Origin of the sequence: Edwardsiella tarda ATCC 15947 = NBRC 105688 (assembly GCF_003113495.2) — a bacterium.
Taxonomy (GTDB): domain Bacteria; phylum Pseudomonadota; class Gammaproteobacteria; order Enterobacterales; family Enterobacteriaceae; genus Edwardsiella; species Edwardsiella tarda.
This window is the reverse complement of record NZ_CP084506.1, coordinates 2222642-2248021: the sequence shown is the minus strand read 5'-3', so window position 1 is coordinate 2248021 and position 25380 is coordinate 2222642. Positions and strand designations below refer to the sequence as shown.

General features: G+C 56.4%; 21 protein-coding genes and 3 tRNA genes. 14 read left to right on the top strand and 10 right to left on the bottom strand.

What is annotated here, in order from left to right; genetic code table 11:
- Positions 1–2: 2 nt before the first annotated feature.
- The 6 genes from arnA to DCL27_RS10415 all read left to right on the top strand — a co-directional run bounded on the left by arnA (position 3) and on the right by DCL27_RS10415 (position 6092).
- On the top strand, positions 3–1982 hold the full coding sequence (arnA, locus tag DCL27_RS10440) for a bifunctional UDP-4-amino-4-deoxy-L-arabinose formyltransferase/UDP-glucuronic acid oxidase ArnA (RefSeq protein WP_035600524.1): 1980 nt from the start codon (positions 3–5) through the stop codon (positions 1980–1982).
- Positions 1979–2878, top strand: coding sequence for a 4-deoxy-4-formamido-L-arabinose-phosphoundecaprenol deformylase (arnD, locus tag DCL27_RS10435; RefSeq protein WP_005284499.1), 900 nt, complete (start codon positions 1979–1981; stop codon positions 2876–2878). Before arnA ends, arnD begins: the two co-directional genes overlap by 4 nt.
- A complete protein-coding gene (arnT, locus tag DCL27_RS10430) occupies positions 2875–4533 on the top strand; it encodes a lipid IV(A) 4-amino-4-deoxy-L-arabinosyltransferase (RefSeq protein WP_035600521.1) in 1659 nt (552 codons plus the stop codon). The genes arnD and arnT overlap by 4 nt, the downstream gene beginning before the upstream one ends.
- On the top strand, positions 4530–4865 hold the full coding sequence (gene arnE, locus DCL27_RS10425; RefSeq protein WP_035600520.1) for a 4-amino-4-deoxy-L-arabinose-phosphoundecaprenol flippase subunit ArnE: 336 nt from the start codon (positions 4530–4532) through the stop codon (positions 4863–4865). Before arnT ends, arnE begins: the two co-directional genes overlap by 4 nt.
- Positions 4862–5245, top strand: coding sequence for a 4-amino-4-deoxy-L-arabinose-phosphoundecaprenol flippase subunit ArnF (gene arnF, locus DCL27_RS10420; RefSeq protein WP_035600517.1), 384 nt, complete (start codon positions 4862–4864; stop codon positions 5243–5245). Before arnE ends, arnF begins: the two co-directional genes overlap by 4 nt.
- Before the next feature lie 771 nt (positions 5246–6016).
- Positions 6017–6092 (top strand) — tRNA-Lys (locus tag DCL27_RS10415).
- A 593-nt stretch (positions 6093–6685) separates the two neighbouring features.
- On the opposite strand, the gene cspE is transcribed toward DCL27_RS10415, so the two are convergent.
- Together cspE and ydfZ are read right to left on the bottom strand one after the other, a co-directional pair.
- Entirely contained in the window at positions 6686–6901 is a 216-nt protein-coding gene (cspE, locus tag DCL27_RS10410; protein ID WP_005284516.1) for a transcription antiterminator/RNA stability regulator CspE, read from the bottom strand.
- Positions 6902–7301: 400 nt separating this feature from the next.
- Positions 7302–7505 carry a putative selenium delivery protein YdfZ gene (gene ydfZ, locus DCL27_RS10405; RefSeq protein ID WP_035601186.1) on the bottom strand — a complete coding sequence of 68 codons (204 nt, stop codon included), beginning with the start codon at positions 7503–7505 and terminating at the stop codon, positions 7302–7304.
- A gap of 690 nt (positions 7506–8195) precedes the next feature.
- Here ydfZ and DCL27_RS10400 point away from each other — a divergent pair.
- Complete coding sequence (locus DCL27_RS10400) at positions 8196–8411, top strand: cold shock domain-containing protein (RefSeq protein WP_071526423.1); 216 nt, start codon at positions 8196–8198, stop codon at positions 8409–8411.
- 381 nt (positions 8412–8792) lie between these two features.
- On the opposite strand, the gene DCL27_RS10395 is transcribed toward DCL27_RS10400, so the two are convergent.
- Positions 8793–13847, bottom strand: a complete 5055-nt coding sequence (locus DCL27_RS10395; protein ID WP_115377624.1) for an inverse autotransporter beta domain-containing protein — start codon at positions 13845–13847, stop codon at positions 8793–8795.
- A gap of 557 nt (positions 13848–14404) precedes the next feature.
- On the opposite strand from DCL27_RS10395, the gene DCL27_RS10390 reads away from it, so the two are divergent.
- Complete coding sequence (locus tag DCL27_RS10390; RefSeq protein ID WP_005284531.1) at positions 14405–14683, top strand: hypothetical protein; 279 nt, start codon at positions 14405–14407, stop codon at positions 14681–14683.
- Between the two features lie 82 nt (positions 14684–14765).
- Here DCL27_RS10390 and DCL27_RS10385 read toward each other — a convergent pair whose 3' ends face one another.
- Both DCL27_RS10385 and DCL27_RS10380 read right to left on the bottom strand, forming a co-directional pair.
- Positions 14766–15053 (bottom strand): hypothetical protein, encoded by a 288-nt coding sequence (locus DCL27_RS10385; RefSeq protein WP_005284534.1) that lies wholly within the window; start codon positions 15051–15053, stop codon positions 14766–14768.
- A gap of 201 nt (positions 15054–15254) precedes the next feature.
- Positions 15255–15401 carry a hypothetical protein gene (locus DCL27_RS10380; protein WP_157757861.1) on the bottom strand — a complete coding sequence of 49 codons (147 nt, stop codon included), beginning with the start codon at positions 15399–15401 and terminating at the stop codon, positions 15255–15257.
- Positions 15402–15687: 286 nt separating this feature from the next.
- Here DCL27_RS10380 and DCL27_RS10375 point away from each other — a divergent pair.
- The 5 genes from DCL27_RS10375 to DCL27_RS10355 all read left to right on the top strand — a co-directional run bounded on the left by DCL27_RS10375 (position 15688) and on the right by DCL27_RS10355 (position 18009).
- Positions 15688–15763, top strand: a tRNA-Gly gene (locus DCL27_RS10375).
- Between the two features lie 39 nt (positions 15764–15802).
- Positions 15803–15876, top strand: a tRNA-Cys gene (locus tag DCL27_RS10370).
- A gap of 226 nt (positions 15877–16102) precedes the next feature.
- Positions 16103–16348, top strand: a complete 246-nt coding sequence (locus DCL27_RS10365; RefSeq protein WP_223931177.1) for a hypothetical protein — start codon at positions 16103–16105, stop codon at positions 16346–16348.
- 278 nt (positions 16349–16626) lie between these two features.
- On the top strand, positions 16627–17667 hold the full coding sequence (locus tag DCL27_RS10360) for a DUF4396 domain-containing protein (RefSeq protein ID WP_223931178.1): 1041 nt from the start codon (positions 16627–16629) through the stop codon (positions 17665–17667).
- Between the two features lie 102 nt (positions 17668–17769).
- Positions 17770–18009 carry a putative hemolysin gene (locus tag DCL27_RS10355; RefSeq protein ID WP_005292981.1) on the top strand — a complete coding sequence of 80 codons (240 nt, stop codon included), beginning with the start codon at positions 17770–17772 and terminating at the stop codon, positions 18007–18009.
- Between the two features lie 66 nt (positions 18010–18075).
- On the opposite strand, the gene DCL27_RS10350 is transcribed toward DCL27_RS10355, so the two are convergent.
- A complete protein-coding gene (locus DCL27_RS10350) occupies positions 18076–18261 on the bottom strand; it encodes a hypothetical protein (protein ID WP_005284555.1) in 186 nt (61 codons plus the stop codon).
- A gap of 86 nt (positions 18262–18347) precedes the next feature.
- Positions 18348–18944, bottom strand: a complete 597-nt coding sequence (locus DCL27_RS10345) for a cytochrome b/b6 domain-containing protein (RefSeq protein ID WP_035596934.1) — start codon at positions 18942–18944, stop codon at positions 18348–18350.
- Positions 18945–19351: 407 nt separating this feature from the next.
- On the opposite strand from DCL27_RS10345, the gene DCL27_RS10340 reads away from it, so the two are divergent.
- Positions 19352–20683 carry an AppA family phytase/histidine-type acid phosphatase gene (locus DCL27_RS10340; RefSeq protein ID WP_035596928.1) on the top strand — a complete coding sequence of 444 codons (1332 nt, stop codon included), beginning with the start codon at positions 19352–19354 and terminating at the stop codon, positions 20681–20683.
- Between the two features lie 88 nt (positions 20684–20771).
- On the opposite strand, the gene pgtA is transcribed toward DCL27_RS10340, so the two are convergent.
- Genes pgtA through DCL27_RS10325 form a run of 3 tightly spaced genes read right to left on the bottom strand, consistent with a single transcriptional unit; the run spans position 20772 to position 25253 of the window.
- A complete protein-coding gene (pgtA, locus tag DCL27_RS10335; protein ID WP_035596925.1) occupies positions 20772–22010 on the bottom strand; it encodes a two-component system response regulator PgtA in 1239 nt (412 codons plus the stop codon).
- Entirely contained in the window at positions 21997–24024 is a 2028-nt protein-coding gene (gene pgtB / locus DCL27_RS10330) for a two-component system sensor histidine kinase PgtB (protein WP_005284574.1), read from the bottom strand. The genes pgtA and pgtB overlap by 14 nt, the downstream gene beginning before the upstream one ends.
- The gene (locus DCL27_RS10325) at positions 24021–25253 is read right to left on the bottom strand and encodes an ABC transporter substrate-binding protein (RefSeq protein WP_005292990.1); all 1233 of its coding nucleotides are present in this window, start codon (positions 25251–25253) and stop codon (positions 24021–24023) included. Before DCL27_RS10325 ends, pgtB begins: the two co-directional genes overlap by 4 nt.
- Positions 25254–25380: the final 127 nt, after the last annotated feature.

The window sequence follows — 25380 nt, the reverse complement described above, 5'->3', positions numbered from 1 at the left end:
TTATGAAAGCTGTTGTTTTTGCCTATCATGATATGGGCTGTGCCGGTGTGCAGTCATTAATTGACGCCGGTTATGAAATTGCTGCAATTATTACTCATCAGGATGCTCCCGGCGAAAATGTCTTCTTCGCCTCCGTCGCACGTCTGGCGGCACAGCATACGATCCCGGTTTTTGCCCCGGACGATGTTAACCACCCGCTGTGGATCGAGCGTCTGCGTGAACTGCAACCGCAGGTGATCTTCTCCTTCTATTATCGTCATCTGCTGAGCGACGAGATCCTGGCGTTAGCCCCGCAAGGCGCCTTCAACCTGCATGGCTCCCTGCTGCCCGCCTACCGTGGCCGCGCGCCGCTGAACTGGGTGTTGGTGAACGGTGAGACGGAGACTGGGGTGACGTTGCATCGCATGGAGGCTCGCGCGGATGCTGGCAATATCATCGCTCAGCAGCGTATCGCCATCGCCGACGACGACACTGCGCTGACGCTGCATCACAAGCTGTGCCAATGTGCCAAGACATTATTGGCCGAGGCGCTGCCGCAAATCCATAGCGGCAACTATAGCGAATACCCGCAGGATGAGAGTGCGGCAACCTACGTAGGGTGCCGTACGCCAGCCGATGGCCGTATCGAATGGAACAAACCGGCGCGTACACTGTACAACCTGGTGCGCGCGGTGAGCGAACCTTGGCCGGGCGCGTTCAGTTACGCCGGTAATCGCCAATTCACCCTTTGGCAGGCACGGGTACGCCATGATCTACCGGCCGCCCGCCCGGGTACGGTACTCTCCACGGCGCCATTAGTCGTCGCGTGTGGCCAGGATGCATTGGAGATCGTTGCCGGCCAACCGCAGGATGGGCTGTATATGCAAGGCAGCCAGCTAGCGGAGAGCCTGGGGCTGGTCGAAGGGGCGATCCTGAACAGTTCGCTGAACTTCGGTGCACGTCGGGCGACGCGCGTGCTGATCTTAGGGGTTAACGGCTTTATCGGTAACCACCTGACCGAGCGTCTGTTGGCGGAAGAAAACTATGAGGTGTATGGCCTGGATATCGGATCCGACGCCATCTCGCGCTTTATCGGCCACCCGCGTTTCCATTTTGTCGAGGGGGATATTAGCATCCACTCCGAGTGGATCGAATATCACATCAAGAAGTGCGACGTGGTATTACCGCTGGTCGCCATCGCCACGCCGATCGAATATACCCGTAACCCGCTGCGTGTCTTCGAACTCGACTTCGAAGAGAACCTGAAGATCGTCCGCGACTGCGTGAAGTACCAGAAGCGTATCATCTTCCCCTCCACCTCCGAAGTGTACGGTATGTGCAGCGATCCGCAGTTCGATGAGGATCACTCTAATCTGATCGTCGGGCCGATCAATAAGCAGCGTTGGATCTACTCGGTCTCCAAGCAGCTGTTGGATCGCATCATCTGGGCCTATGGTGCCAAAGATGGTCTGCGTTTCACGCTGTTCCGTCCCTTTAACTGGATGGGCCCGCGTTTGGATAACCTGAATGCGGCACGCATCGGGAGTTCACGCGCCATTACCCAGCTGATCCTCAACCTGGTAGAAGGCTCGCCGATCAAGCTGGTGGATGGCGGTCGCCAGAAGCGCTGCTTCACCGACATTAAGGAAGGGGTCGAAGCGCTCTTCCGCATTATCGAAAATAAAGATAACCGCTGCGACGGCCAGATTATCAACATCGGTAACCCGGATAACGAAGCCAGCATTCGTGAGTTGGCCGAACAACTGTTGGTTTGTTTCGAGCAGCATCCGTTGCGCGATCGCTTCCCGCCATTCGCCGGTTTCCGCGAGGTCGAGAGCAGCACTTACTACGGTAAAGGCTATCAAGACGTGGAGCATCGTAAGCCGAGCATTCGCAACGCACAGCGTCTGCTGGGATGGCAGCCGGTGATCCCGATGGAGCAAACCATTGAGGATACCCTGGACTTCTTCCTGCGCACCTTCGACGGTACGGAGCAGGAATGAAACGGGTCGGTCTACGCATTGACGTAGACACCTGGCGCGGCACGCGGGACGGCGTGCCGGCGCTGGTGTCGCTGCTGCGCCAGCACGGTATTCGCGCGACCTTTTTCTTCACGCTCGGGCCGGACAACATGGGGCGCCATTTATGGCGCCTGTTAAAGCCCCGCTTTCTATGGAAGATGCTGCGCTCTAATGCCGCTTCGCTATACGGTTGGGATATTTTGCTGGCGGGCACCGCTTGGCCGGGTCGCCGTATCGGTGCCGGACTGGGCGAGGTGATCGCCGCGGCCGCGCGCGAACATGAGACCGGTGTGCATGCTTGGGATCACCATGCCTGGCAGGCCTGGGCGGGTGTCTGGTCGCAAGAAAAAATGGCCGAACAGATAGGCCTGGCCTATGACGAGCTGCAGCAGCTGACCGGGACGACGATCGCATGTTCGGCGGTGGCCGGTTGGCGCGCCGATGAGCGTGTGTTGCAGGCCAAGGAGCCCTTCGCTTTTCGCTATAACAGCGATTGCCGTGGTACGCATCCTTTCCGTCCACGTTTGCCCGATGGTCGTTTAGGGACGGTACAGATCCCGGTGACGCTGCCGACCTGGGACGAGGCGATCGGCGTGATGACCGACGAGGCGGGATTTAACCGTTTTATCCTCGCCAAGATGGCGGCGGATCGCGGCGTGCCGGTTTATACCATTCATGCCGAGGTCGAAGGGATCGCCAAACAGGCACAATTCGCCGAGCTACTGACGCTGGCGCGTGAGCAACAGATTGAATTTTGCCCCTTGGGGGATTTGTTACCAGACGATATGACGCAATTGCCGCGTGGGCGAGTCGTTCGCGACACCCTGGCAGGGCGTGAGGGATGGCTGGGTTGTCAACGGGAGGAGGTGGTGCCATGAAGAAAATTGCGGGGTGGTTCGCGCTGGCCGTGTTATTCGTTCTCTATTACATCGTCCCGTTACCGGGACGTTTATTATGGCAGCCGGATGAAACCCGTTATGCCGAGATTAGCCGAGAGATGTTGGCCAGCGGTGACTGGATCGTGCCACATTTCCTGGGCATTCGTTATTTCGAAAAGCCGGTCGCGGGGTATTGGGTCAACAACCTAGGCCAATGGCTGTTCGGCGACGGTAACTTCGCGGTACGTGCCGGCGCCGTCTTGGCGACGGTATTGAGCGCGTTGTTGGTCTTCTGGCTGGCGCGTCGCCTGTTGGCGAATCGTGGCGCGGCATTGCTGGCGGCGCTGATCTACCTGACCAGCTTTCTGGTGTACGGTGTTGGCAGCTATGCGGTACTCGACCCGATCTTCACCCTGTGGATGACGGCGGCGATGTGCAGCTTCTGGCTCGCTGAGCAGGCGAGCTCGACCCGAGGCCGCATCGGCGGCTATATCTTGCTGGGATTGGCTTGTGGTATGGGCTTTATGACCAAAGGCTTCCTGGCATTGGCGATTCCGGTGATCGCGGTGTTGCCCTGGGTCATCGCTCAACGTCGCTGGAAGTCGCTGTTCTGCTTCGGCCCGCTGGCGGTGTTGAGCGCCATCATCATTAGTCTGCCGTGGGTGGTGGCGATTGCTCAGCGTGAGCCGGACTACTGGCACTATTTCTTCTGGGTGGAGCATATTCAACGTTTTGCCGAGGAGAATGCCCAGCATAAGGCGCCGTTCTGGTACTACCTGCCGATTCTGTTGCTTGGCGCGTTACCGTGGTTGGGGCTGTTACCCGGTGCCCTGCGCGAGGGATGGCGTGGCCGCGCCAGCCAAGGCGGCGACTTCTACCTGCTGGGGTGGATGGTGATGCCTTTTCTGCTGTTTAGCATCGCCAAGGGGAAGCTGCCCACTTACATTCTGCCTTGTTTTGCGCCGTTGGCGATCCTGATGGCGGGGTATGCCCAACGTCTGGTTGCCCAGACAGGCAAGGCGTTGCGAGCCAACGGGATGATTAACCTGCTGATCGGGTTGGCGGGGATGGCAGCCGTGTTGCTGGTGTTGGCACCATGGAGCGTGACCGGACGCCCATTATATGGGGCGCAGGAGGTCGGCAAGGTGATCCTGGCTGCGCTCGCCTTTGGTTTCTGGGCCGTGCTGGGAGGGCTGGCTTGGCGTAATCCTGTGCGCTACTGGCGCTGGAGCGCGGCCTGCCCATTAGGTATTGCACTGTTGATCGGTGCCGCGTTGCCACAACAGGTGATGGAGTCGAAGCAGCCGCAGACGCTGATCCAGGCGGCGATGCCTGAGCTTCAGGCGAGTCGCTATATTTTGAGTGATAGCGTCGGCGTGGCGGCGGGGCTTGCCTGGGAATTGAAGCGCAGTGATATCTATCTGTTCGATAATACCGGCGAGCTGCAATATGGTTTGAACTATCCGGACTCGGCCGATCGCTTGGTACGTGCCGCTCAGTTCCCGGCTTGGCTGGCAGAGCATCGTAAGCAGGGGGCGGTTTCTTTGGTACTGTTGCTTGCGCGTAACGAGGGTCTGGACCCGACATTACCTCCCGCAGATGTGACGCTGCATAAGGGACGCTTCCTACTATTGCAGTATCATCAGCAGCCATGAGTTATCTCTTGGTGCTTTTCTCTAGCCTGTTGAGCTGTGCCGGGCAACTGTGCCAGAAACAGGCGGTGTGTGGTGAGCCGCATGGCTCACCACGCCGCCATTTGCTGCTGTGGCTGATGGCGGCACTGTTCTGTTTAGGCGTCGCATTGCTGCTCTGGTTGTTGGTCTTACGCACATTGCCGGTTAGCGTGGCCTATCCGATGCTCAGCCTTAACTATGTGTTGGTGTTGCTGGCGGCTCGCTTTATCTGGCATGAGCGCCTGACCTGGCGTCATCTGTTTGGGATCACGCTGATCATGGGGGGAATCGTCTTGCTGGGGGTTAACGCATGAGCGGCTACCTGTGGGCGCTCGCGAGTGTGATCCTGGTGAGTGCGGCGCAGTTGATGATGCGCTACACCATGATGCAGGTCGGCGATTGGTCCATGTTTCTGACGGCATTATTGACAGGGGCGGGGTGGGTCTGGTGGCTACCTGCCGGCATTCTCTGCTATGCCTTGTCGATGTTGTGCTGGTTGTTCGCCCTACGTCGCCTGCCATTGAATCAGGCTTATCCCCTGTTGAGCCTCAGCTATGTGCTGGTGTGCGCGTTGGCGATCGGTCTGCCATTATTCGATGAGCGCTTAAACCTAGGAAAATTGCTGGGTATGGCCTTGATCGTGATGGGGTTACTGGTGATCTATCCACCCAGGCGCCGCAGACGTAAGCCGTGATCTCATTCTTAATACGCTGTCCCGTTTGCCTGCCAGTAGCGGGATTGCAGTATTATTTGATGAATTGCACGAATAGTTGCAGCGGCGTAGACTGATCGTACTGAGCGAATCAGCCGTATAGGTCACTGCTATGCAAATCGTCCGTGCTTTCATCAAGAGTCACTCACAACTGATGGCGGCCTTCTGGTCGGTGTTTATTGTCCTCATTGAAGCCTCCATCGCATTCTATATCTTGCGCAACGTCTGATATCTCCACGCTGTCTGCGGCTCCTCTACCCGTTAGGTTATCGTGCGCGGGGGGCTCCTTATCTGCTTACTCCTGTCTATTCTTGTCTATTCTTGTCTGTTCGAGGCTCGGCTCTCATTGGGCGTGGGGCTCTGCGCGCCGCCAGTGAGCGGGCTGACGCGGTTCTTCGCTTTTACTCTGCGCCGTGTTGGATGCCGTTTTCGCGGCTAAGTGGAATGATATCACCTGGCTCGCCGCGCTTTGCGCATGTTCGGCGCGGGGAGTAGCGTGCCCTGCTTATGCTCGCGGAGGGGCGCGCGATCTCTACGTAGAGGAGGAGGCCGGGAGGCGCTGATGCTACCTTTCCCCACTATCGGGATTCTGTTTTATGGCCCCTCGTCGGTCATATAGGCCGGTTAGGTCATGGATACTTGGCTTTGTTTAATTATTAAACTAAATGTAAAGTTGTGCGGACAGCAGAGTAGGGGCATGCAGCGAAGAACGTGTTGACCCTTAGCGGCGAAAGGTGAATAATCTTCTGCGTTGGGTCGTTAGCTCAGCTGGCAGAGCAGTTGACTCTTAATCAATTGGTCGACGGTTCGATCCCGTCACGACCCACCAACAATTTCAAGGCGTTACGCTAAATGCGTAGCGCCTTTTTTGTTGATTGTACCGTTTTTGTCTCTTTGACATGAAAAACATTATCGATAATCCTCGCGTGCTGGCTTAAATCTTTATGCTAAATATGTGCATGTTTATGTACAGTGTCAACCAGCTCCCATTCCCCCCTCTTCGATAAGCATCGATGCTGCTCCCCCTTGATTAAACAAGCCTGCTCGCCTAGGTGGGCCGTACTCGCTCTCTGGGAATGCCCATCCGTGGTTATCTCAGTCGTTGTATTCGGCACACTCTGTGAGCATTCGATACCAGGGCATTCGCTCTCGTTACGATGCTATCGTGGTTAAATGCTATGGTGAGATCCGCTATGGCCGTGAGGTAGGGGGGTTATTCCACCGGGTAAGATGAGCTGAGTCGTTAAGCTATAGTTGTGACAGTCAGGTGGTGGTGTTTGGGATGAGCCGTGGCGATTTAGTATGCGAGTGGAATATAAAAAAACCGGAGCGATATTAGCTCCGGTTTTTCATCAAGAGTTACTATCCTGTCTACTCCGGCTCTAGCCATCTTCGTTATCGCAGGAGAGTGAGTCTATAAGATTAGTTGATAGCGACTACGTTTACTGCGGAAGGGCCTTTAGGGCTATTCTCTACAGAGAACTCAACCTTTTGACCTTCATCCAGAGTACGGAATTCATTGCTTTGGATCGCAGAGAAGTGAACGAAAACGTCCTTGCTGCCATCAGCAGGAGAGATAAAACCGAAGCCTTTATCGGCGTTGAACCATTTTACAGAACCAGTCATTTTATTAGACATTATTTTTACCTTCTAAATTTTGTGAGTCACACAAGGCGACGAACGAGGCCTGCTCGGATAGAAAAGCTTACTAAGGCATTGAAGGAGGAGACTCACGACGAAGGGTAATCAGATGATAACTCTGGAACTGAGGCTACTTAACTAAAACTGCTTTACTAAGGTCTGTTCTGCAAACCGTGACGCTATTAACGCATAGTGCCTCAGTAAGTACAAGATTTATTTTAGCCATCCGGATGGACTGATGCCTGACACTATCATCGGTCTGATATTTTAACTTGTAGAATGATTATGTTAATGATTAACGGATGAGACAGAAATAAAGGCCACGCCGTGGCCTTTATTTCATTGTTTTATTTAAAATTATTTAAAAGTAAAACCCTGACTTAGCGTCAACAGGTCATCAGTTAAAACCCAGGCGGATAAGATCGAGTGGATAGAACAATCCCTCCATCCCCTCAATAGACACACAGGCGGCGCGGCGTAGCTGCTCTGCAGATTGGTCTGTGCCGTGGATTGCGGTGATAACACCCGTAGCGCCATTGGCCGCCACCATGACGTAGCTGCCGACAGTGATAGCGTTACGGTTGCGATCATAGGTTCTCATCGTTTCCTCCTTTCACTTTGGTCAATACTGGGGCATAAAAGCGGGAATTTAATAGCCGTAAAACTAACGAGGTGCCTTGAGCCTCATCAAAAAATCACAGGCATGGCCTAATAATGGGTGGTAAAATAATCAACGTGTCAATTAATGAGGCCATTATGGCGGGCGAATCGTTGTTGCCCTGCGCTGAGGGTAAACTCGAGTCAACTTCGCAGAGGCGTTAGCGACGAGCTATACAGCCTGTGGCTGTCATGTATAACTATGCCGAGTCGACATAGACGATGCCAATACATGTCGAGTGGTATAAGTGGGTGGTGCGGGTTAACGCACCACTGATATTGTAGCGATGGGTTTGCTCCCTTAATCATGGTAACAATACAGAAGGTTATCGTTGAATGCGGCGGGGAAAGGTATACCAGCAGTATCGACAATAGGCCCGAGATGGCGTTAGTCTGTCTATATTATCTATCCATCTATCTGGACGGCTAAAATAGCCCTTGCTATAAGTTTTTATTTATGGATAAATGACGGCTCTTGGTTTGCAGTACAGAACCGAAGCCGTTTCTTAGCAGTACTCAGTCAAAGCAATATCACCAGATACCTTTCTTTTATCGAGTCTCCTCTCTCATTCGCTTCAAAAAATCTGTAGTACAGACCCATTAGCGCCAAGGGCGAAAATTAAAGGAAGTATTTATGTCAAGTGTAATGACTGGATTAGTTAGATGGTTTGCCACGAATAAAAGCGCGGGATTTATTACGCCAGATAATGGTGGGCAAGAGGTATTTATTCATTTCTGTGTCCACAATAATATAGGGTGTCGAAAGTTTGTCGAAGGGCAACGAGTTGCCTTTGAACTACAAACTGATGCGATGCAGAGGTTGTCTGCAATCAACTTACTGGCATTGTAATATTATCGATAGCGATGAAGGTATTGTCCCGAGCAGTGCTAGCTGAAGAGCGACGCTATCTGTGCCGAGTTTATTTCAATCTCGTCCCGATTATCGGCGTTGCTTTTATTACGACGTTATTATTAGCGTCACGTGTGATATGGCCACCACCCGCTGTCGTTCCACGTTTTTTTGGTAAATCGCAAACTCGCTGAGCTAGGCATCTATTTATACCCTGTATTATCGCTGAAACAGCTCTCTGGCAGGAGATAGGCGTCGATGTATCAAACATCTCGCTGAATGTCTATTCTTATCCCCCTAGCGGCTTTATGCTCCTTCAGCGCGCCAAATCATGAGCGAGACAGCTATCCCCGGCAGATGCCGGGGATTATTGATGATGTCTTACAGTGATCGATTACAGATGACTAATGATTGGCCCGCGCCACTCGCGATGGAAATCGCGTACAAATAACCGGTGGTTAAGCCGGTGGTATAGCGCTGCGTGCTGCCTCTTAACTCTTTACTCCAGGTTTGATCCGAGGGGAGTCCTGACGCCGGGTAGCTGGCCATGGCTCCCCATTCGGTCCATAAGCCGCCGATGTCACGATACCCCGGAGATAAGTTGAAGGTCGTATTGGTCACCCGCGTATAGCTGGGAACCTGATAGCCATTTCCCTGAGTACTACACCAAGCATCGGCGTCATCTGCGCTCATATAATTCCAGGCCCCTGCACTGATAAACCAGTCTCGGATATCGAAATGGTAGGTCAGCGTATCGCCGCCATCCTTGGCCGTGGCGGTGAGGGTGACTGGTTGCCGGGTCGCTGGCTCAGCGGTGAGCTGTACCTCGCCGGTAGGGGAAATACTGACCCACCCCGGGGCAGAGCTTGACCAGGTATACGCTGAGTTTCTGGCGGTATCATTATTGATCTGCAACTGGAATTTAGCGCCAATAAACCCGGTGCTAGGGAATCCCTCGTTAACGGTAAAGATCTTGCCATTGACCAAGACCCCGGTTAACACGTCATAGGGTGCAAAGGTCGTTATGACGCTGGCCTGGTTGTTGTTGCTCAGGGTGGCGCTGACGTGACTGGGGCCGTCGGTCAGGCTGGTGAGGGTGACGGTGACATAACCGTCCGCATCGCTGGCGGCCTGCTGGGCGCTCAGGGTGGCGCCATTGTCGGCGCTAAACTGCACCGTCTGATTGGCCAGTGGGTTGCCGTTGGCATCGGTGACGCGGGCGCGCACCGCATTCTGAGCGCTGCCGTCGGCCTTGGCGTTGTCCTGGGTGACGATCAGGTTGCCGTTGAGAATCGACGCACTGGCATCGTCGGCGACGAAGGTAGTGGTGACGCTGGCCTGGCTGTGGTTACTCAGGGTGGCGTTGACGAGGCTGGGGCCAGCGGTCAGGCTGGTGAGGGTGACGGTGACATAACCGTCTGCATCGCTGGCGGCCTGCTGGGTGCTCAGGGTGGCGCCATTGTCGGCGCTAAACTGCACCGTCTGATTGGCCAGTGGGTTGCCGTTGGCATCGGTGACGCGGGCGCGCACCGCATTCTGAGCGTTGCCGTCGGCCTTGGCGTTGTCCTGGGTGACGATCAGGTTACCGTTGAGGATCGACGCACTGGCATCGTCGGCGACGAAGGTGGTGGTGACGCTGGCCTGGCTGTGGTTGCTCAGGGTGGCGCTGACGTGGCTGGGGCCGGCGGTCAGGCTGGTGAGGGTGACGGTGACATAACCGTCTGCATCGCTGGCGGCCTGCTGGGCGCTCAGGGTGGCGCCATTGTCGGCGCTAAACTGCACCGTCTGATTGGCCAGTGGGTTGCCGTTGGCATCGGTGACGCGGGCGCGCACCGCATTCTGAGCGTTGCCGTCGGCCTTGGCGTTGTCCTGGGTGACGATCAGGTTACCGTTGAGGATCGACGCACTGGCATCGTCGGCGACGAAGGTGGTGGTGACGCTGGCCTGGCTGTGGTTGCTCAGGGTGGCGCTGACGTGGCTGGGGCCGGCGGTCAGGCTGGTGAGGGTGACGGTGACATAACCGTCTGCATCGCTGGCGGCCTGCTGGGCGCTCAGGGTGGCGCCATTGTCGGCGCTAAACTGCACCGTCTGATTGGCCAGTGGGTTGCCGTTGGCATCGGTGACGCGGGCGCGCACCGCATTCTGAGCGTTGCCGTCGGCTTTGGCGTTGTCCTGGGTGACGATCAGGTTGCCGTTGAGGATCGACGCACTGGCATCGTCGGCGACGAAGGTGGTGGTGACGCTGGCCTGGCTGTGGTTACTCAGGGTGGCGCTGACGAGGCTGGGGCCAGCGGTCAGGCTGGTGAGGGTGACGGTGACATAACCGTCTGCATCGCTGGCGGCCTGCTGGGCGCTCAGGGTGGCGCCATTGTCGGCGCTAAACTGCACCGTCTGATTGGCCAGTGGGTTGCCGTTGGCATCGGTGACGCGGGCGCGCACCGCATTCTGAGCGTTGCCGTCGGCCTTGGCGTTGTCCTGGGTGACGATCAGGTTGCCGTTGAGGATCGACGCACTGGCATCGTCGGCGACGAAGGTGGTGGTGACGCTGGCCTGGCTGTGGTTACTCAGGGTGGCGCTGACGAGACTGGGGCCGGCGGTCAGGCTGGTGAGGGTGACGGTGACATAACCGTCCGCATCGCTGGCGGCCTGCTGTACGCTCAGGGTGGCGCCATTGTCGGCGCTAAACTGCACCGTCTGATTGGCCAGTGGGTTGCCGTTGGCATCGGTGACGCGGGCGCGCACCGCGTTTTGAGCGTTGCCGTCGGCCTTGGCGTTGTCCTGGGTGACGATCAGGTTGCCGTTGAGGATCGACGCACTGGCATCGTCGGCGACGAAGGTGGTGGTGACGCTGGCCTGGCTGTGGTTACTCAGGGTGGCGCTGACGAGACTGGGGCCGGCGGTCAGGCTGGTGAGGGTGACGGTGACATAACCGTCCGCATCGCTGGCGGCCTGCTGGGCGCTCAGGGTGGCGCCATTGTCGGCGCTAAACTGCACCGTCTGATTGGCCAGTGGGTTGCCGTTGGCATCGGTAACGCGGGCGCGCGCCGCGTTTTGGGCGTTGCCGTCGGCCTTGGCGTTGTCCTGGGTGACGATCAGGTTGCCGTTGAGGATCGTCGCACTGGCATCATCGGCGACGAAGGTGGTGGTGACGCTGGCCTGGCTGTGGTTGCTCAGGGTGGCGCTGACGTGACTGGGGCCGGCGGTCAGGCTGGTGAGGGTGACGGTGACATAACCGTCCGCATCGCTGGCGGCCTGCTGTACGCTCAGGGTGGCGCCATTGTCAGCGCTAAACTGCACCGTCTGATTGGCCAGTGGGTTGCCGTTGGCATCGGTGACGCGGGCGCGCACCGCATTCTGAGCGCTGCCGTCGGCCTTGGCGTTGTCCTGGGTGACGATCAGGTTGCCGTTGAGAATCGACGCACTGGCATCGTCGGCGACGAAGGTGGTGGTGACGCGGGCCTGGCTGTGGTTACTCAGGGTGGCGTTGACGAGGCTGGGGCCAGTGGTCAGGCTGGTGAGGGTGACGGTGACATAACCGTCTGCATCGCTGGCGGCCTGCTGGGCGCTCAGGGTGGCACCATTATCGGCGCTAAACTGCACCGTCTGATTGGCCAGTGGGTTGCCGTTGGCATCGGTGACGCGGGCGCGCACCGCATTCTGAGCGCTGCCGTCGGCCTTGGCGTTGTCCTGGGTGACGATCAGGTTGCCGTTGAGGATCGTCGCACGGCTGTCGTCGGCGACAAAGGTGGTGGTGACGCTGGCCTGGCTGTGGTTGCTCAGGGTGGCGCTGACGTGGCTGGGGCCGGCGGTCAGGCTGGTGAGGGTGACGGTGACATAACCGTCCGCATCGCTGGCGGCCTGCTGGGCGCTCAGGGTGGCACCATTATCGGCGCTAAACTGCACCGTCTGATTGGCCAGTGGATTGCCGTTGGCATCGGTGACGCGGGCGCGCACCGCGTTTTGGGCGCTGCCGTCGGCCTTGGCGTTATCCTGGGTGACGATCAGGTTACCGGCCAGAATGGTCGGCACGATCTCACGCTGTGATTGTAATACCTGAATACGGGTCGTACTCAGGTTAGAGCGATGACCTTTGATGTCATAGGCGATGACATCGATGTTATAACGGTTTTCTCCCTGCTGATTATAGGGGGGATAGATCAGTGCGAGGCTATTATTAGGCAGTACGTTAATCGAGCCTCCCGCCAGCAAGAAGCTGGCGGTATTCTGCCAGTCGAGATAATCGATGGCATGCTTGCTGTTGATGCTGACTTGGATCGCGGCGCTTTCGCCGGCATAGCCCTCTAAATATTCGGTGCTGCTGATATTCAGCAAATTAGGTTGCCGATACGCTAATACGATGTCGTTGTTGCGTTCGACGAAGTCGTGGCGCGAGTTGGCTAGGGTGCGCATGGCGGCAACACGAGAGGAGTCGAGTTGGGCGGATCCGTCATCGGCCAGACGATAGGTAAGGGTAGCGCTAACTTGGGTATCATGTTGGCCTCCTTTGCCGCGTCGTTCATCGAGGCCGAGGGTTAACAAGGGAAACGGCGTGTAATTGATACCCGCGGTGAAGGCATAGGGATTCGCTTGCAAGGTGTTGCGCCCGAATAGGGCAACATGATCGCCGCGATACTGTTCGTAGATGAACGAGCCCCCCAACTGTGGCAGCGTCGGCAGCCAACCATTGATCCGAATATCGAAACCATTAGCTGGGCGTTCATCATAATCGGTGATATCGCGTGATGCGCGCCAGTCACTCAGGCGCAGATATTGGTTGCCGGAGAGGCGCCAATAGTCGGTCCATGCCTCTAGGCCGAGTCCTAACCGACGGTTATGACCACTGAGATCATAATCATAGAAGCTGTTGACACCCAGTAGCCATCCCCCTTGCAGGGTACGGACACCTAGCCCAGCATTGAGGGTGTTACGCCGATCTTTATTTCTTGCACCCAACTGGCTGAAGACGGTCCAGCTCTCATCATTGTAGAGGGGGAGTAGCCAATCGAACGCACTGTCCTGCAGGGTGAAGTTTTTATCGACGTTGAGCTGAACTCTGGCATTGCCATAGCGGCTTAACCAGGTTTGGATTTCATCGTTTGCCGCTCGCGTTGCCATAGTCCGTGCTATGCCCGAGGCTGCATCGGAGGTCGGGTGGCTGGCGAGTGATTGGCCGAGTAGGCCGACTGTGGGTACCAGGGGGTTATGCGCGACGGCTTCGTCGCCCTGAAGAGCCCGTGTCGGCGAGGTGACCACATTCTGTGGCGGAGGATCCTGTGCCGTGCCGCTTAGCGGCATGACGAGCAGGCCCAGCGAGAGTGCACCTTGTCGTAAAGGTTTTAACCAGATCATCATGTTTCGTGGGGTAGCGCACGTGTCAGTGGCGCGCTGCGGCGAGGCCAGACTCAGATGGGGAAGGGGGGATTGGTCTTTCATCATATTTTCTCATCGAACACATAAACCGGGGACAATCACGTTAAATCGGGGCTTATTACCCATGGTGGAATTGTGACCGGCGCCATGATGTGCCTTGAGTAAAAGACGCAAAAAATGACAAAATGCGCACGATATGTTGCCTCATTGTTGAGAACGGCGGCGCGTGATGAGGCAATGGCTGCGCATATATAACAAAAACTATTGTATATGCAGGCAAAAATAAAATACAAAAATGCAATATTAAGTATTGTCATTTTGCCATGATGTACACCTCAGATACTGGCAATAGAGCGTAACTCAATATTTATCTCTTATTTTTTGTTAAAGGTATGGAATTGGTCGATGGCTCTGGATCTTCCACGAGGGAGTGCATAGAATGCGTCGCCGTGAACTTTATTCTCTCTGTGTCAGCCAATTTATTATTTTAAATTTTATTGCTGCGTTGATTCATTTTATGAATTTATTTGACCGGAGAGGATAAGTGTTCGTAGGGTATGGTGCGTTATCTGCACCAGAATGATCAGTTAAATAGAGTAGTGTTGTGGAATTAAGTGACTAAGATGCAGGTATTACAGAATCAGGAAGGATTTTATCAGTGGTTTACTCAAACATTTTTATTTGATGAGGCAATTATGGCCGAAGGATGGGTGAGCGAGGATGAGATGCGCGCCTTAGCAAAGACGATGGCACCGCAGTACTACCCTTGTCTAGCGACGATGTATCCGGGATCGCCTCATGCCGATTCGCCACAGGCCGTCTATTTCTATCGTGAACAACTGCTGCTATGGCTGGCGCAATTCATACCCTGCCAGACCTTGGCAGATGAGGCGAGAGGGTGACACCGAGACGTGTGCCGGTGCAAAAACGTATTATAGCGGGTCAACCCACTCGCCGTCGTCAGGCGGCGAGTAGGTTGATAAATTATTTTTTATAGATCTCCACAAATGCAGTCTTGTGATCGCTGGAGTCTCCCAAAATACTTAATACTCGGAAGTAGCATTGATCGGGTTGGATACCTAATTTATGACATTGTTTATCGATGGCTTGTACAGCTTTGCTATCACCAACAGTCGGAAGTCCCGCTTGCTGGAGGCTAAGCGAAGCCACTTTCGTATAACCGGCGGTGTCCATACTATTGATTTGTGTGGCGGCAAAGGCAGGAACGCAGAATAGGGTGCAAACAGCAATAATCGCTTTTAATTGCTTCATAGACAGATCCTTTATTCCATTAATATAGTTTAGAGAAACTGCGTGTTAGCTAACCGGCATGTTTCAGTATAGGGTAGCCGCGTTATAATGCCAGTCGCCAATCATCTAAATTTATTTTTTAGCACTTTTAGTTATTGTTTTATTTATCATGTCGTTGTTATCGCATTTATTGGGTTTGTCTGACTCTTGTTCCGCTCGCCGCTAATCAGGGTGAAATAAGATCGTGGCGGCGAGGCGAGCGAGTCGGCCCCAACCGGCTGGCAACAGGAACAGGAGTAGCAAGAGATAGAGTAAGGCAAAGCGGGCCGATGGCGACAAGAGCAGCAGGGGCGAGCGGCGTCGATGCATGGTGATGTGCCTTAGCGGGAGTGGTGATAGCTCTAGCGTAGCGTGTCGATATGGCATAAATGTGACAGTCAGAGTGACGACGTAAAGCGTCTGGGATGGCGGTGACACGTTTTTCTCGTCATACGGCGTCAGCAAATTGCCGATTGTCTGCACGAAGTGGGCTAAAAAGCGGCATTCGATCGTGCGACGGATAAATTTTTGATGACGTGGTGCGTGAAATCCGTAGAATACGCCTCACCCGATGAGAGTCGCTTGTCAATCACATCGGCCGGTATTTTTACCTGATGCGGGAATAGCTCAGTTGGTAGAGCACAACCTTGCCAAGGTTGGGGTCGCGAGTTCGAGTCTCGTTTCCCGCTCCAATATTATGCGGCGAGCCTGATGGCAGCAGCAAACGATATGGCGCGTTAACAAAGCGGTTATGTAGCGGATTGCAAATCCGTCTAGTCCGGTTCGACTCCGGAACGCGCCTCCATTTTAGACCCCGTAGGTATTTGCCTGCGGGGTTTTTCTTTATCTGTCATCTAGACGCTGCCCGAGTATCCTTTCATTTTTGTCTCCCTTGTCTGGCGATCGGCATCCGGCCATATCGGCTCGTTTTCTTGCACGTTATGCTAAACACCGGTTTGCTTCGCCTTAGCGAAGTACGGTGACATAGTCAGCGAGAGGGTATCAGTATGCGAATCTCCAGTGAAAATATTATGAGTTACTTGATGCGCAGTGTGGAGATGGGCCAATTTAAGAAGCTCACCTTCTCTACCTATAAACGCGATCGTTGGATCTCGGTCATCAATCTGCCGTTGATGAACGCTTATCAGGTGATCGAACACGGTTTCCATCCTCAGGAGATCGAAGTTCAGGGGTGTGATGCCCTGTATGCGGCGGTTAAAAAAGCGATTCGGCGTGAATTCAGCAGCAATCGGACCGCTAACTTCACACAATGGTAGTCGACCGCGTCGCGCAAGCGTTGAGCGTACACCGCCTCAGCTTAGGCTAACCTCGATCCTTCTATTACCGAGGGGGCAGGTGGCCATGGGGGGCTGTATGCCATTCCTGCCAGCCGGGAATTTTTTTTATTCGGCAGAATGAGCAGGAAGCGTGTTTTTGTTCTACACCAGAGACAGACCCGTTGTCGTCTGGACACTCTGCTTCGTTGTCTGAGCAAGCCTGCCCACTATTTTGCCGCTACGGGATGTCTGAAGAATACACTGGATATGAGGAGATAATGATGTCTTATCCTGAGTGGCTGCATATCTTGGCGTGGAGTTGGTTAGTGAGCGCCGCATTAAGTGCATTGATTATTATTTGGGATATTCGCCATGGCCATCCACAGGCTATGGCTATTATGACGGTCGCTTGGCCGGTTAATGCGCTCTATTTTGGTGTATTGGGATTGATTGCCTATTTCTGGTTTGGTCGAGGTCATCCCGGTGATCATTGCGATATGGCGATGCCGATGGCCGGGCATGAATCGATGACGATGCCAATGGATAAGCCGATGGCCGGGCATGAATCGATGACGATGCCAATGGATAAGCCGATGGCGGGGCATGAATCGATGACGATGCCAATGGATAAGCCGATGGCCGGGCATAAATCGATGACGATGCCGATGGATAAGCCGATGGCCGGGCATGAATCGATGACGATGCCAATGGATAAGCCGATGGCGGGGCATGAATCGATGACGATGCCAATGGATAAGCCGATGGCCGGGCATGAATCGATGACGATGCCGATGGACAAGCCGATGGCCGGGCATGAATCGATGGCGATGCCGATGGATAAGCCGATGGCGGGGCAGGCGTCGATTAAGCGGGCGCCAGCAAGCTGGCAGAGTATCTTTAAGACCAGTACTCACTGCGGTACCGGGTGTACCTTAGCCGATATCGTGGGTGAAGGGTGGGTGATGCTGATGCCGGTAACCTTACTAGGGAGTTCGCTACTGGGGGCGTGGACGTTGGATTTTATCCTGGCGTTATGCCTGGGGATCTTCTTTCAATACTGGCCGGCTCGCCAGATGGGAATGTCCCGTTGGTTGGCGCTAAAGAATGCGGTTAAAGCGGATGTGCTGTCACTGATCTGTTGGCAGTTGGGCATGTATGTCTGGATGGCGATTGCGCTGTTTCTGCTTTTTACCCCGGATATGCCCCATGCCAGCGCGCTATACTGGTTTATGATGCAGATAGCGATGATCGTCGGTTTCTGCAGCGCCTATCCGATGAACAAGTGGTTGGTCAGCAAAGGCATTAAACACGCCATGTGAGATGTGACGCGCCGTTTTAATCATAATCTGATGGGCAGACGATCGCCTGGGGCTAGACTGGACGCTTTTCCGTGTTCGAAACGATAACCAAGGATATGAGCGATGAAGAGAATGTTGGCGTTGCTTGGCGTGGTGATGGTGAGTGGGTGTGCGGCGACGTCGACTCCGGAACAGCCATCGCCTATTGGCATGGCGAATCCGGCGGCGCGCTATTGTAGCGATCAGGGGGGGAAACTGATACCTGTCGAGACGGCGCAAGGGCAGCGTAACGACTGCCTGCTACCGAGCGGTGAGCGGCTCGATGAGTGGGCACTCTATCGCCGCGCGCATCCTCAGCGCTAATCGTGTTGAGCCAATAGTGAGGCCGCCCTTGGGCGGCCTCTTGCGTCTCAGCAGGTAAGACACGCTTTACGGTTGCTTACTGTGAAAGGCGAAGCGTTGATCGAAGTAAGCCTTCACGTGGGCCTCGAGGCGATGAATTTTGGCATCGACGGCTTGTAACAGATACTCGTCATTATTCATGGCGTATATCCGCTCCAACGCCAGTTCATCGGCGGCGGCCTTTTCCTGTGGTGTTAATGTGTTACTAGTCATGCGCTAACCTACCTCAGAGAATGATGAGGCGAGCATGGCACAACGATTCATGCTTTTCAATCGGCATGCCAGCCCATCGGCGACGATTAACCGTGCTGACGTTGCGCGGGTTCGCGCAGCCAGAGCACGAAGTGCAGCAGCGCCATAAAGCCATGACCGGCGAGATAGACTTCGATCAACCCGGTGAGTGTCTTATGGATCGACTTGGCATCGCCACTCCAAGGAGAGCCGCTACGCCACAGTACAAACCATACCAGGCCAGATAATACCACCAGCCATAGCGCGCCTAATCCCAATCCCTGTACACACGTCGCCACGCCCTTCGGGTCGGTTCCGGGCAGGCGCAGTTTCATGACGTCACCGATATCGGTCTTCAACTGGCTGAAGTCCCCCCACAGGTAGGGGAAAAAGTAACGCAGACCACGGGTGGAGAGGCTATATAGGGTTAAGATCAAGGTCAAGATGACCATCAGTAGGCCGATGCCGATATGCATCCAGGTAAAGATGTCATAACTGAGGCCCGGTCTAATCTGTTGAGCCTGGGTAAATCCCATTCCGTTGCTGTCGAGGATCTGAGTGATGACCAACAGCATGACAATAAAATGCAGTATGCGCAGAAAAGGCTTCTGATAACTGCCGAGATAACGCCAGAATTGAGAACATAGCAGGGAGAGTCGAGACATCATAGTTACCTTCTATCTTTATGTTTTTTTGCGTCGAGATACACGATTGTGCGGATAGCTATGGCATCTGGGTAGACACTTCCCAGCACGGCATAATATGGAACGCATCGGCAATCTATCTCTCTGTTTACTATAGTCTGAGCACGGATAGCTCACCAGCAAGTTATGCTATCGCTCTGTTACATATTGTTTTAATTAGAATACGGATGCTGGCGATAATGAATATCATTATTATCTCATTGCGTATCAGCGTGGGGATCGCGAGAAAATATCAGTGAAGTGCGCCGGTTTAGCCGTAAATTAGCGTGTGGATTTTCCACGCCTGCGCGGGAGAGGGGCGAGTGGCATCATCAATGGGCAATACCGGTGTCTGGCGATCTGAAGCCGGGCATGTCATGGAGAAAACTATGCGTGAGAGTAGGTTAGCTCGGTGGTTCTGTTTGAGTGTTGTTGGGCTCGGGTCGCTGTTCCCCCTGGGAGCACAGGCGACCTCCTCCCCGGAAGCTGACGGCTATCGCCTCGATAAAGTGGTGATCGTTAGTCGGCATGGTGTGCGTGCGCCGACTAAAATGCCTGCGTTGATCCGTGAGGTGACGCCGGATACCTGGCCGGTATGGCCGGTTGCATTGGGCCATATCACCGAGCGAGGTGAGGCCTTGGTGATGCAACTCGGTGCCTATTATCGCGCCGCGTTACACCAGCAGGGGTTGCTGGCGGAGCAGGGATGTCCCGCCGCGGACTGGGCCTATGCCTGGACGGATGTCGATCAGCGTACTCGTAAGACTGGCGAGGCGTTTCTGGCTGGCTTGGCGCCGGGCTGTGGCGTGGCAATACATCACCAGGCCGATCTGAAACGGGTCGATCCCTTGTTCCACCCGGTCAAGGCCGGGATATGCCATCTGGCGGTCGAGTCGACGCGTCAGGCCATCGAGCAGCAGGCGGGAATGCCGCTGGCGGCGTTGAACCGCCACTATGGCGACGCCTTGGCTCAAATGGATCAGACGCTGAATTTTGCTGCCTCCGCCTATTGTCGGGCGCAGCAAACGGATGGGGCATGTACCCTGGCGGCGACGATGCCGAGTGTGTTACACCTCTCCGCCAGCGGCGCAGTCAAACTGCATGGCGCCGTCGGCCTATCGGCGACGCTGGCGGAGATGTTCCTGCTGCAGCAGGCGCAGGGGATGGCTCAGCCCGCCTGGGGGCGTATCGCGACGCCGGCGCAGTGGCGTGCGTTGCTGAGTCTGCACAATGCCCAATTCGACCTGTTATCACGCACAGACTATATCGCGCGCCACCGTGGCACGCCATTGCTGCACACCGTCATCCAGGCATTAAACGATCAGCCGCTATCTTTGCCGGGATCGAGCGAGGCGAACCGCCTCCTGTTGCTGGTCGGACATGATACTAATCTGGCTAACCTCTCCGGCTTGCTACAGACGCCCTGGACATTGCCGGGTCAACCGGATAATACGCCGCCTGGCGGCGAGTTAGTCTTCGAGCGCTGGTTAGATGCGGCAGGGCACCCCTGGGTTCGGGTAAGGGTCGTGTACCAGACCCTGGCGCAACTCCGTCAGCAGACGCTGCTGACCCTAGCGACGCCACCGCATCAACTGCGTTTATCCTTGCCGGGGTGCCACGGCGCGACGCCGAGCGGCCTCTGCCCCCTGGCGGAGCTTAGTCGACTGCTGACGGCGCGTCTGCAGCCTGACTGCCTGTTACCCAGCGCGACATCGCGCTGAAAGGGGCTGGCGCCTCGCGCGCGGCGCGCAGGGGTTCCCCACGCTGCGCGCGTCGTCATCGCCGATTCCCCATGAGGGAGCACGGGGATCAGCGGTAGTGCGTCTTATCGAGGTGGTACTTTTTCATCCGTAGATAGAGCTTCTTACGCGGGATCTGTAGGTATTCCGCCACCTCGTTGATACGCCCCTGATGCAGGTTGAGGGCCTCGGTGATGATCTGGCGCTCATACTCTTCGACACGCTGGTCGAGCGGCGTCGGAGAGGCGGTATGGACTTGGGGACAGGCGAGCTCAGCCAGTGGTTGCACGCCGACCGCGAACAGTTGAGCGGCATTGGCCAGTTCGCGCACGTTATTGGCCCAGTGGCGCTGTAAGAGGCTCTTGCGCAGCGTGGCGGGTAGGGCAGGACAGGGATGGTTGAGGCGTTGACACGCCTGTTGGAGATAGTGTGTAAACAGCGGCTCAATATCATCGGGGCGCTGTGCCAAGGGGGGACAATGCAGCTGCGTCATGGCGAAGCAGTAGTAGAGATCCGGCAGAATGCGTTGGGCGGCGGCGTGCTCGACTAACGGCCCTGCGCCGCAAGCCAAGAGGCGGAAGGGGCGTGGCTCTTGGCTCTGGCTACGCACCAGGCTGTATTGCGCGCCCTCATCGAGACGTTCCGGATTCTGAATCAGCAGGGTGCCGCCGGCGGCCTGAGTGAGGCTATGTTGCAGATCGCCGCCCTCACCGGCTTGATGGATGATGAACGCGCCGTCGCTACGCCCGCTCAGGCGGTGTAGATGGCGCGCGCATAGGGTGCGTCCGCTGCCGGGCTCGCCATAAAAATAGACGGCCAGATCGGTCTCCGCCAGTTGTTGCAGGCGGGTACGCATCTGCAACACCCACTCGCTGCGTCCAACCAACTCGGTCTGGAGCTGGTGCCGCTGCCACTTGCGCCGGGCGATCAGCGCGCGTCGCTCATCGAGAGCGGCCTGCACGCGCGCTAAGAGCTGGGCCGGGTCGACCGGCTTCTGGAGAAAATCGCGCGCTCCCTTCTTGACCGCCTCAACGGCCATCGGCACATCACCATGGCCGGTGATCAGCAGTACCGGCAACTGACTATCCTGGGCGCGCAGACGCTCCATCAGGGTGATGCCGGAACAGCCTGGCATACAGACATCGCTGAGGATCACCCCCGGCCAATCCGGCGGGATCAAGGTCAGGGCTTGCAACGGATCGGTGCAGGCATGCACGCCATAGCCACTCTGGGTCAGCAGCAGGGTATAGGCATCCAGCACGTCGGGATCATCATCAATCAATACAATGGTGTGTTTATGGGTCAGCATGCGGAATTTCCGTTGAAGACGGCGGAGCGTCCGCCAGGGTAAAACATAAGAGAATACAGGCGCCGTGTGGCAGGGCCGAGGCGATGCGTAGTTCGCCGCCCAACTGCTCCATCAGCGATAAACTGATGGAGAGGCCGATCCCCAGTCCCACCTGCTTGCTGGTGGTGAAGGGTTTGAGTAGGCGTGGGGCCAGAGCCAGTGGCCAGCCAGGACCATCATCGCACAGCATGACCTCCAGGCGCTGCGCCGTCGCCAGCCAGCTGACGCGGATGTGCATGGGCTGCTCGGCGGCATCTAACGCATTGGTCAACAGGTTGACCAATACCTGCTGCAGGCGGACCTCGTCGGCGCCGATCCAGATCTCTTCATCCGGTAGCTGCAGCGTGACCTGAAGGCGACGTCGGCGTGGCGCCAAGAGCTCCCAGGCGCTCAACCAGGCCTGGCGTAATGCCACCGGGTGCAAGGGGGTATCCTCGGCGCGGCGGGCGAACTGGCGCAGGGAGCGAATGATGGCATCCATGCGGACGATCAGTCCATCACACTTGGCGAGGGTCGTTTCGGCCTGCGCCAACTGACCGCTCTCTAACGCTCGTCGAGCGGTGAACAGGTACATCGACAGGGCATTCAGGGGTTGGTTGATCTCGTGTGCCAAGGTGGTCATGGTCTGGCCGACCACCGCCAGCTTGGCCGCTTGGATCAACTCGTCTTGGGTGGTGCGTAGGTGATGCTCGATCTCCTTGCGTTCGCCGATCTCGCGCTCCAGACGCCGCTGCTGGCGATGCTGCTGATTGAGGGTATGGCGCAGCAGACGCGCGATACGACCCAGCTCATCGACGCCGTAGACCGGGATGCGGCTGCGTCGGTCGCCGGTACCGATGCGCGCCACCGCCTGGCTGAGGGCGGTAAAGCGCTTCACCAGACGGGAGCGAATGAAACCATAACTCAGCAGCAGGGCCAGTAACAACGCGAGTAGGGTGGCGATCAAGATCAGGCGACCACTGACACGAATGATGTGCTCGAGACGCTGGTTGAAGGTCTGCATGCGGCGATGGCTGGTATCTAACTGTTGCTCCAGGACGGCGCGGAAACGCCCCAGAGTACGCTCTTTCTGTTGGGTCGCCTGTTGCAGGGCGGTACGGGCGTGTTGGTAGTCCGCCAGGGTGGCGGGCAGCTTGCCGGCATTCATGCCGATCTCCAAGAGCTCGTCGATGGTCTGGCGTAGGGTGACGGTACTGGGGTAGGCGGCCAGCGCCTGGACGATCTCCGTGGCGTTGTTGCGCAGATAGTTCAGATAGCGCTGATGCCCCTGTTGATTGATCCCGCCGCTCTCGGCACCTTGCAGTTCGCTGATCTGATCGCGCAGATCGTTGGTGATCTGGTTCTCGAGGCGCGCCAACGCATACACCTGTTGCTGCTCCTGTTGCACCGTCCGCAGGCGCTGTTGGAGCTGGCGCATGGTGGCGGCATCGCGGCCCTCCATCTGGTCGATCAACGCCCCTTGTTGCCAGCTGAAATCTTGCATCAGCGAGTTCAGCTCGGTGGTGAAGTCATCGTGCAACCAACTGATGCGTCCGGCGATCTCGTTGGTCTTTTCGCGGGCTAAGAATAGGGTATACAGGGCACTATCCAGCGAGGTCAACAACTGGTGACTCTGTTCTAGGATCCCGGCCAGCTGTTGGCGTTCCCCCGCCTCTAAGCGTTGGCTGACTTGGGCTATCTGATCCAGATGACTGATGATCTGTTGGCGGAATTGGAGGCGTACACTGGTGTTGGGGGCCAGTACGAACTCATTGAGTTGATCGACCAAGATATTCAGGGCGCTCTCGATAACCAGCGATGACTGGATGCGTGGCAGGTAGTCATCCAGCGTGTAACGTACCTGGGAGCTTTGCGCGTGCCAGGAGTAGAGGCTGACAGCGCTGACGAACAGCGTTAACAATGCGCTGGCGAGGAAGGCGATCTGTAGGCTGGCGCTGATGCTTAGTCGGCGCGCCCAATGGAGCAGGCGCCTCATTTCAGCTCCTCCAACTGGTTGATCGCCTGGCGCTGTTTCTGGCGGAAGAATTGCTGCCACTCCATCATCAGTTGTTCACAGCCGGCACGCGTGGCGCACTGCGCCAAGAAGGCGGGCTGTTCGCTCTGGGCACTGCTGACCGGCAGTGCCGTCAGCAAGGCACGGATGCGTGGTAAGGGGCGTTTCTGGCGCGCCTCGGCGGCATAGAGCGCGCGCCAGGCATCCTTGAGCTGTGGCAAGCGGAAGCTGATGGCGGTATCGAACAGCGCCTGGACCAGACGTTGGCGTTGGAGCACCAACTGGTAGTCAAGGGGGGGCTGGGCGAGCAAGCGCTGTTGTTGCTGAGCGCGGGGCGAATCCGCCGGTAACGCGACGATCGGGTACTTGCCGGTGTTGGTGTCCGCCAGAGCCCGCTGTCCGTCAGGGCTGAGTAGGAAGCGAATAAAGCGTCGCGCCTCGTTGGGATAGAGTGAGTCGCGGGTCACCGCCACATAGGTGGGCGCGGCGATGCTGTGCGGGAAATAGTGGAAGATCAAGTGTGGGTCGGTGCTCAGTAACTGAGCATAGTTATCGATCACCGGGCCGATGGCGCCGAGGCCGCTCTGGATCTTGTCCGCCACACCGAAGCTCCGTGCCGAGATGGTGCTGAGGTTACCGGCGACGGTCAGGAGGATCTGCCAACCGCGCTCCCAGCCATACTGTTGTAGCAGCGACTCGATGATCAGATGGTTCGTGTCGGAGCGCGATGGGCTGCTCATCAACACCATGTCGCGATACTGGGGCTGGGTGAGATCCGACCAATCCTTCGGCAAGGGGAGGTGTTGTGCCGCCAGATTGCTGCGATTGATCAATAAGCCGAAGCCGGAGATGGCGACCGCCGCCGAACTGGCGCGGATCGAAGCCGGCACCTGACGTTGGATCTCGGCGGGAAGATCGTCGATGGGGGCCAGACGATGGTGGGCCTGCAGGTGTTGCAGCAGCATCGGCGAGGAGGTGAGCACCAGGTCGATATGACCATCGTTGACACTGTCCAGCAGCTGTTCCAGCGAGGCGCTGGTACGGTTCAGGGTACGGATGGGAACCGCCCCCGGCTGATGTTGCCAGCGGTTGATGATATAGGCCGTCGCTTGCGGCGAGAAGGTGGTCGCCATCACCAGTTCGCTACGCTTGGCCAGCAGCGCCGACGGGAGTAACAGGGTGATGATGAGGATCAACAGGGCGCGATACATGGCGCACTCCTACTGGCAAGTGTGATCATGGTCATGGTTTTATCATAAAGTTGCCAGGCGGTATCTGTACGCTTTGGGACAAATCCTACCTGAATAGACTTAGCGTTAGATTGGGTAATAAAAGCGC

Bases quoted from the DNA above. Each gene is read 5' to 3' on its own strand.
- DCL27_RS10390 (WP_005284531.1), top strand. From the start codon at position 14,405: ATGCAGGTATTACAGAATCAGGAAGGATTTTATCAGTGGTTTACTCAA.
- DCL27_RS10345 (WP_035596934.1), bottom strand. From the start codon at position 18,944: ATGTCTCGACTCTCCCTGCTATGTTCTCAATTCTGGCGTTATCTCGGC.
- pgtB (WP_005284574.1), bottom strand. From the start codon at position 24,024: ATGAGGCGCCTGCTCCATTGGGCGCGCCGACTAAGCATCAGCGCCAGC.
- arnD (WP_005284499.1), top strand. From the start codon at position 1,979: ATGAAACGGGTCGGTCTACGCATTGACGTAGACACCTGGCGCGGCACG.
- ydfZ (WP_035601186.1), bottom strand. From the start codon at position 7,505: ATGAGAACCTATGATCGCAACCGTAACGCTATCACTGTCGGCAGCTAC.
- DCL27_RS10325 (WP_005292990.1), bottom strand. From the start codon at position 25,253: ATGTATCGCGCCCTGTTGATCCTCATCATCACCCTGTTACTCCCGTCG.
- DCL27_RS10365 (WP_223931177.1), top strand. From the start codon at position 16,103: ATGAGTTACTTGATGCGCAGTGTGGAGATGGGCCAATTTAAGAAGCTC.
- cspE (WP_005284516.1), bottom strand. From the start codon at position 6,901: ATGTCTAATAAAATGACTGGTTCTGTAAAATGGTTCAACGCCGATAAA.
- pgtA (WP_035596925.1), bottom strand. From the start codon at position 22,010: ATGCTGACCCATAAACACACCATTGTATTGATTGATGATGATCCCGAC.
- DCL27_RS10385 (WP_005284534.1), bottom strand. From the start codon at position 15,053: ATGAAGCAATTAAAAGCGATTATTGCTGTTTGCACCCTATTCTGCGTT.
- DCL27_RS10350 (WP_005284555.1), bottom strand. From the start codon at position 18,261: ATGACTAGTAACACATTAACACCACAGGAAAAGGCCGCCGCCGATGAA.
- DCL27_RS10395 (WP_115377624.1), bottom strand. From the start codon at position 13,847: ATGATGAAAGACCAATCCCCCCTTCCCCATCTGAGTCTGGCCTCGCCG.
- DCL27_RS10360 (WP_223931178.1), top strand. From the start codon at position 16,627: ATGATGTCTTATCCTGAGTGGCTGCATATCTTGGCGTGGAGTTGGTTA.
- arnF (WP_035600517.1), top strand. From the start codon at position 4,862: ATGAGCGGCTACCTGTGGGCGCTCGCGAGTGTGATCCTGGTGAGTGCG.
- DCL27_RS10380 (WP_157757861.1), bottom strand. From the start codon at position 15,401: ATGCATCGACGCCGCTCGCCCCTGCTGCTCTTGTCGCCATCGGCCCGC.
- DCL27_RS10400 (WP_071526423.1), top strand. From the start codon at position 8,196: ATGTCAAGTGTAATGACTGGATTAGTTAGATGGTTTGCCACGAATAAA.
- DCL27_RS10340 (WP_035596928.1), top strand. From the start codon at position 19,352: ATGCGTGAGAGTAGGTTAGCTCGGTGGTTCTGTTTGAGTGTTGTTGGG.
- arnA (WP_035600524.1), top strand. From the start codon at position 3: ATGAAAGCTGTTGTTTTTGCCTATCATGATATGGGCTGTGCCGGTGTG.
- arnE (WP_035600520.1), top strand. From the start codon at position 4,530: ATGAGTTATCTCTTGGTGCTTTTCTCTAGCCTGTTGAGCTGTGCCGGG.
- DCL27_RS10355 (WP_005292981.1), top strand. From the start codon at position 17,770: ATGAAGAGAATGTTGGCGTTGCTTGGCGTGGTGATGGTGAGTGGGTGT.
- arnT (WP_035600521.1), top strand. From the start codon at position 2,875: ATGAAGAAAATTGCGGGGTGGTTCGCGCTGGCCGTGTTATTCGTTCTC.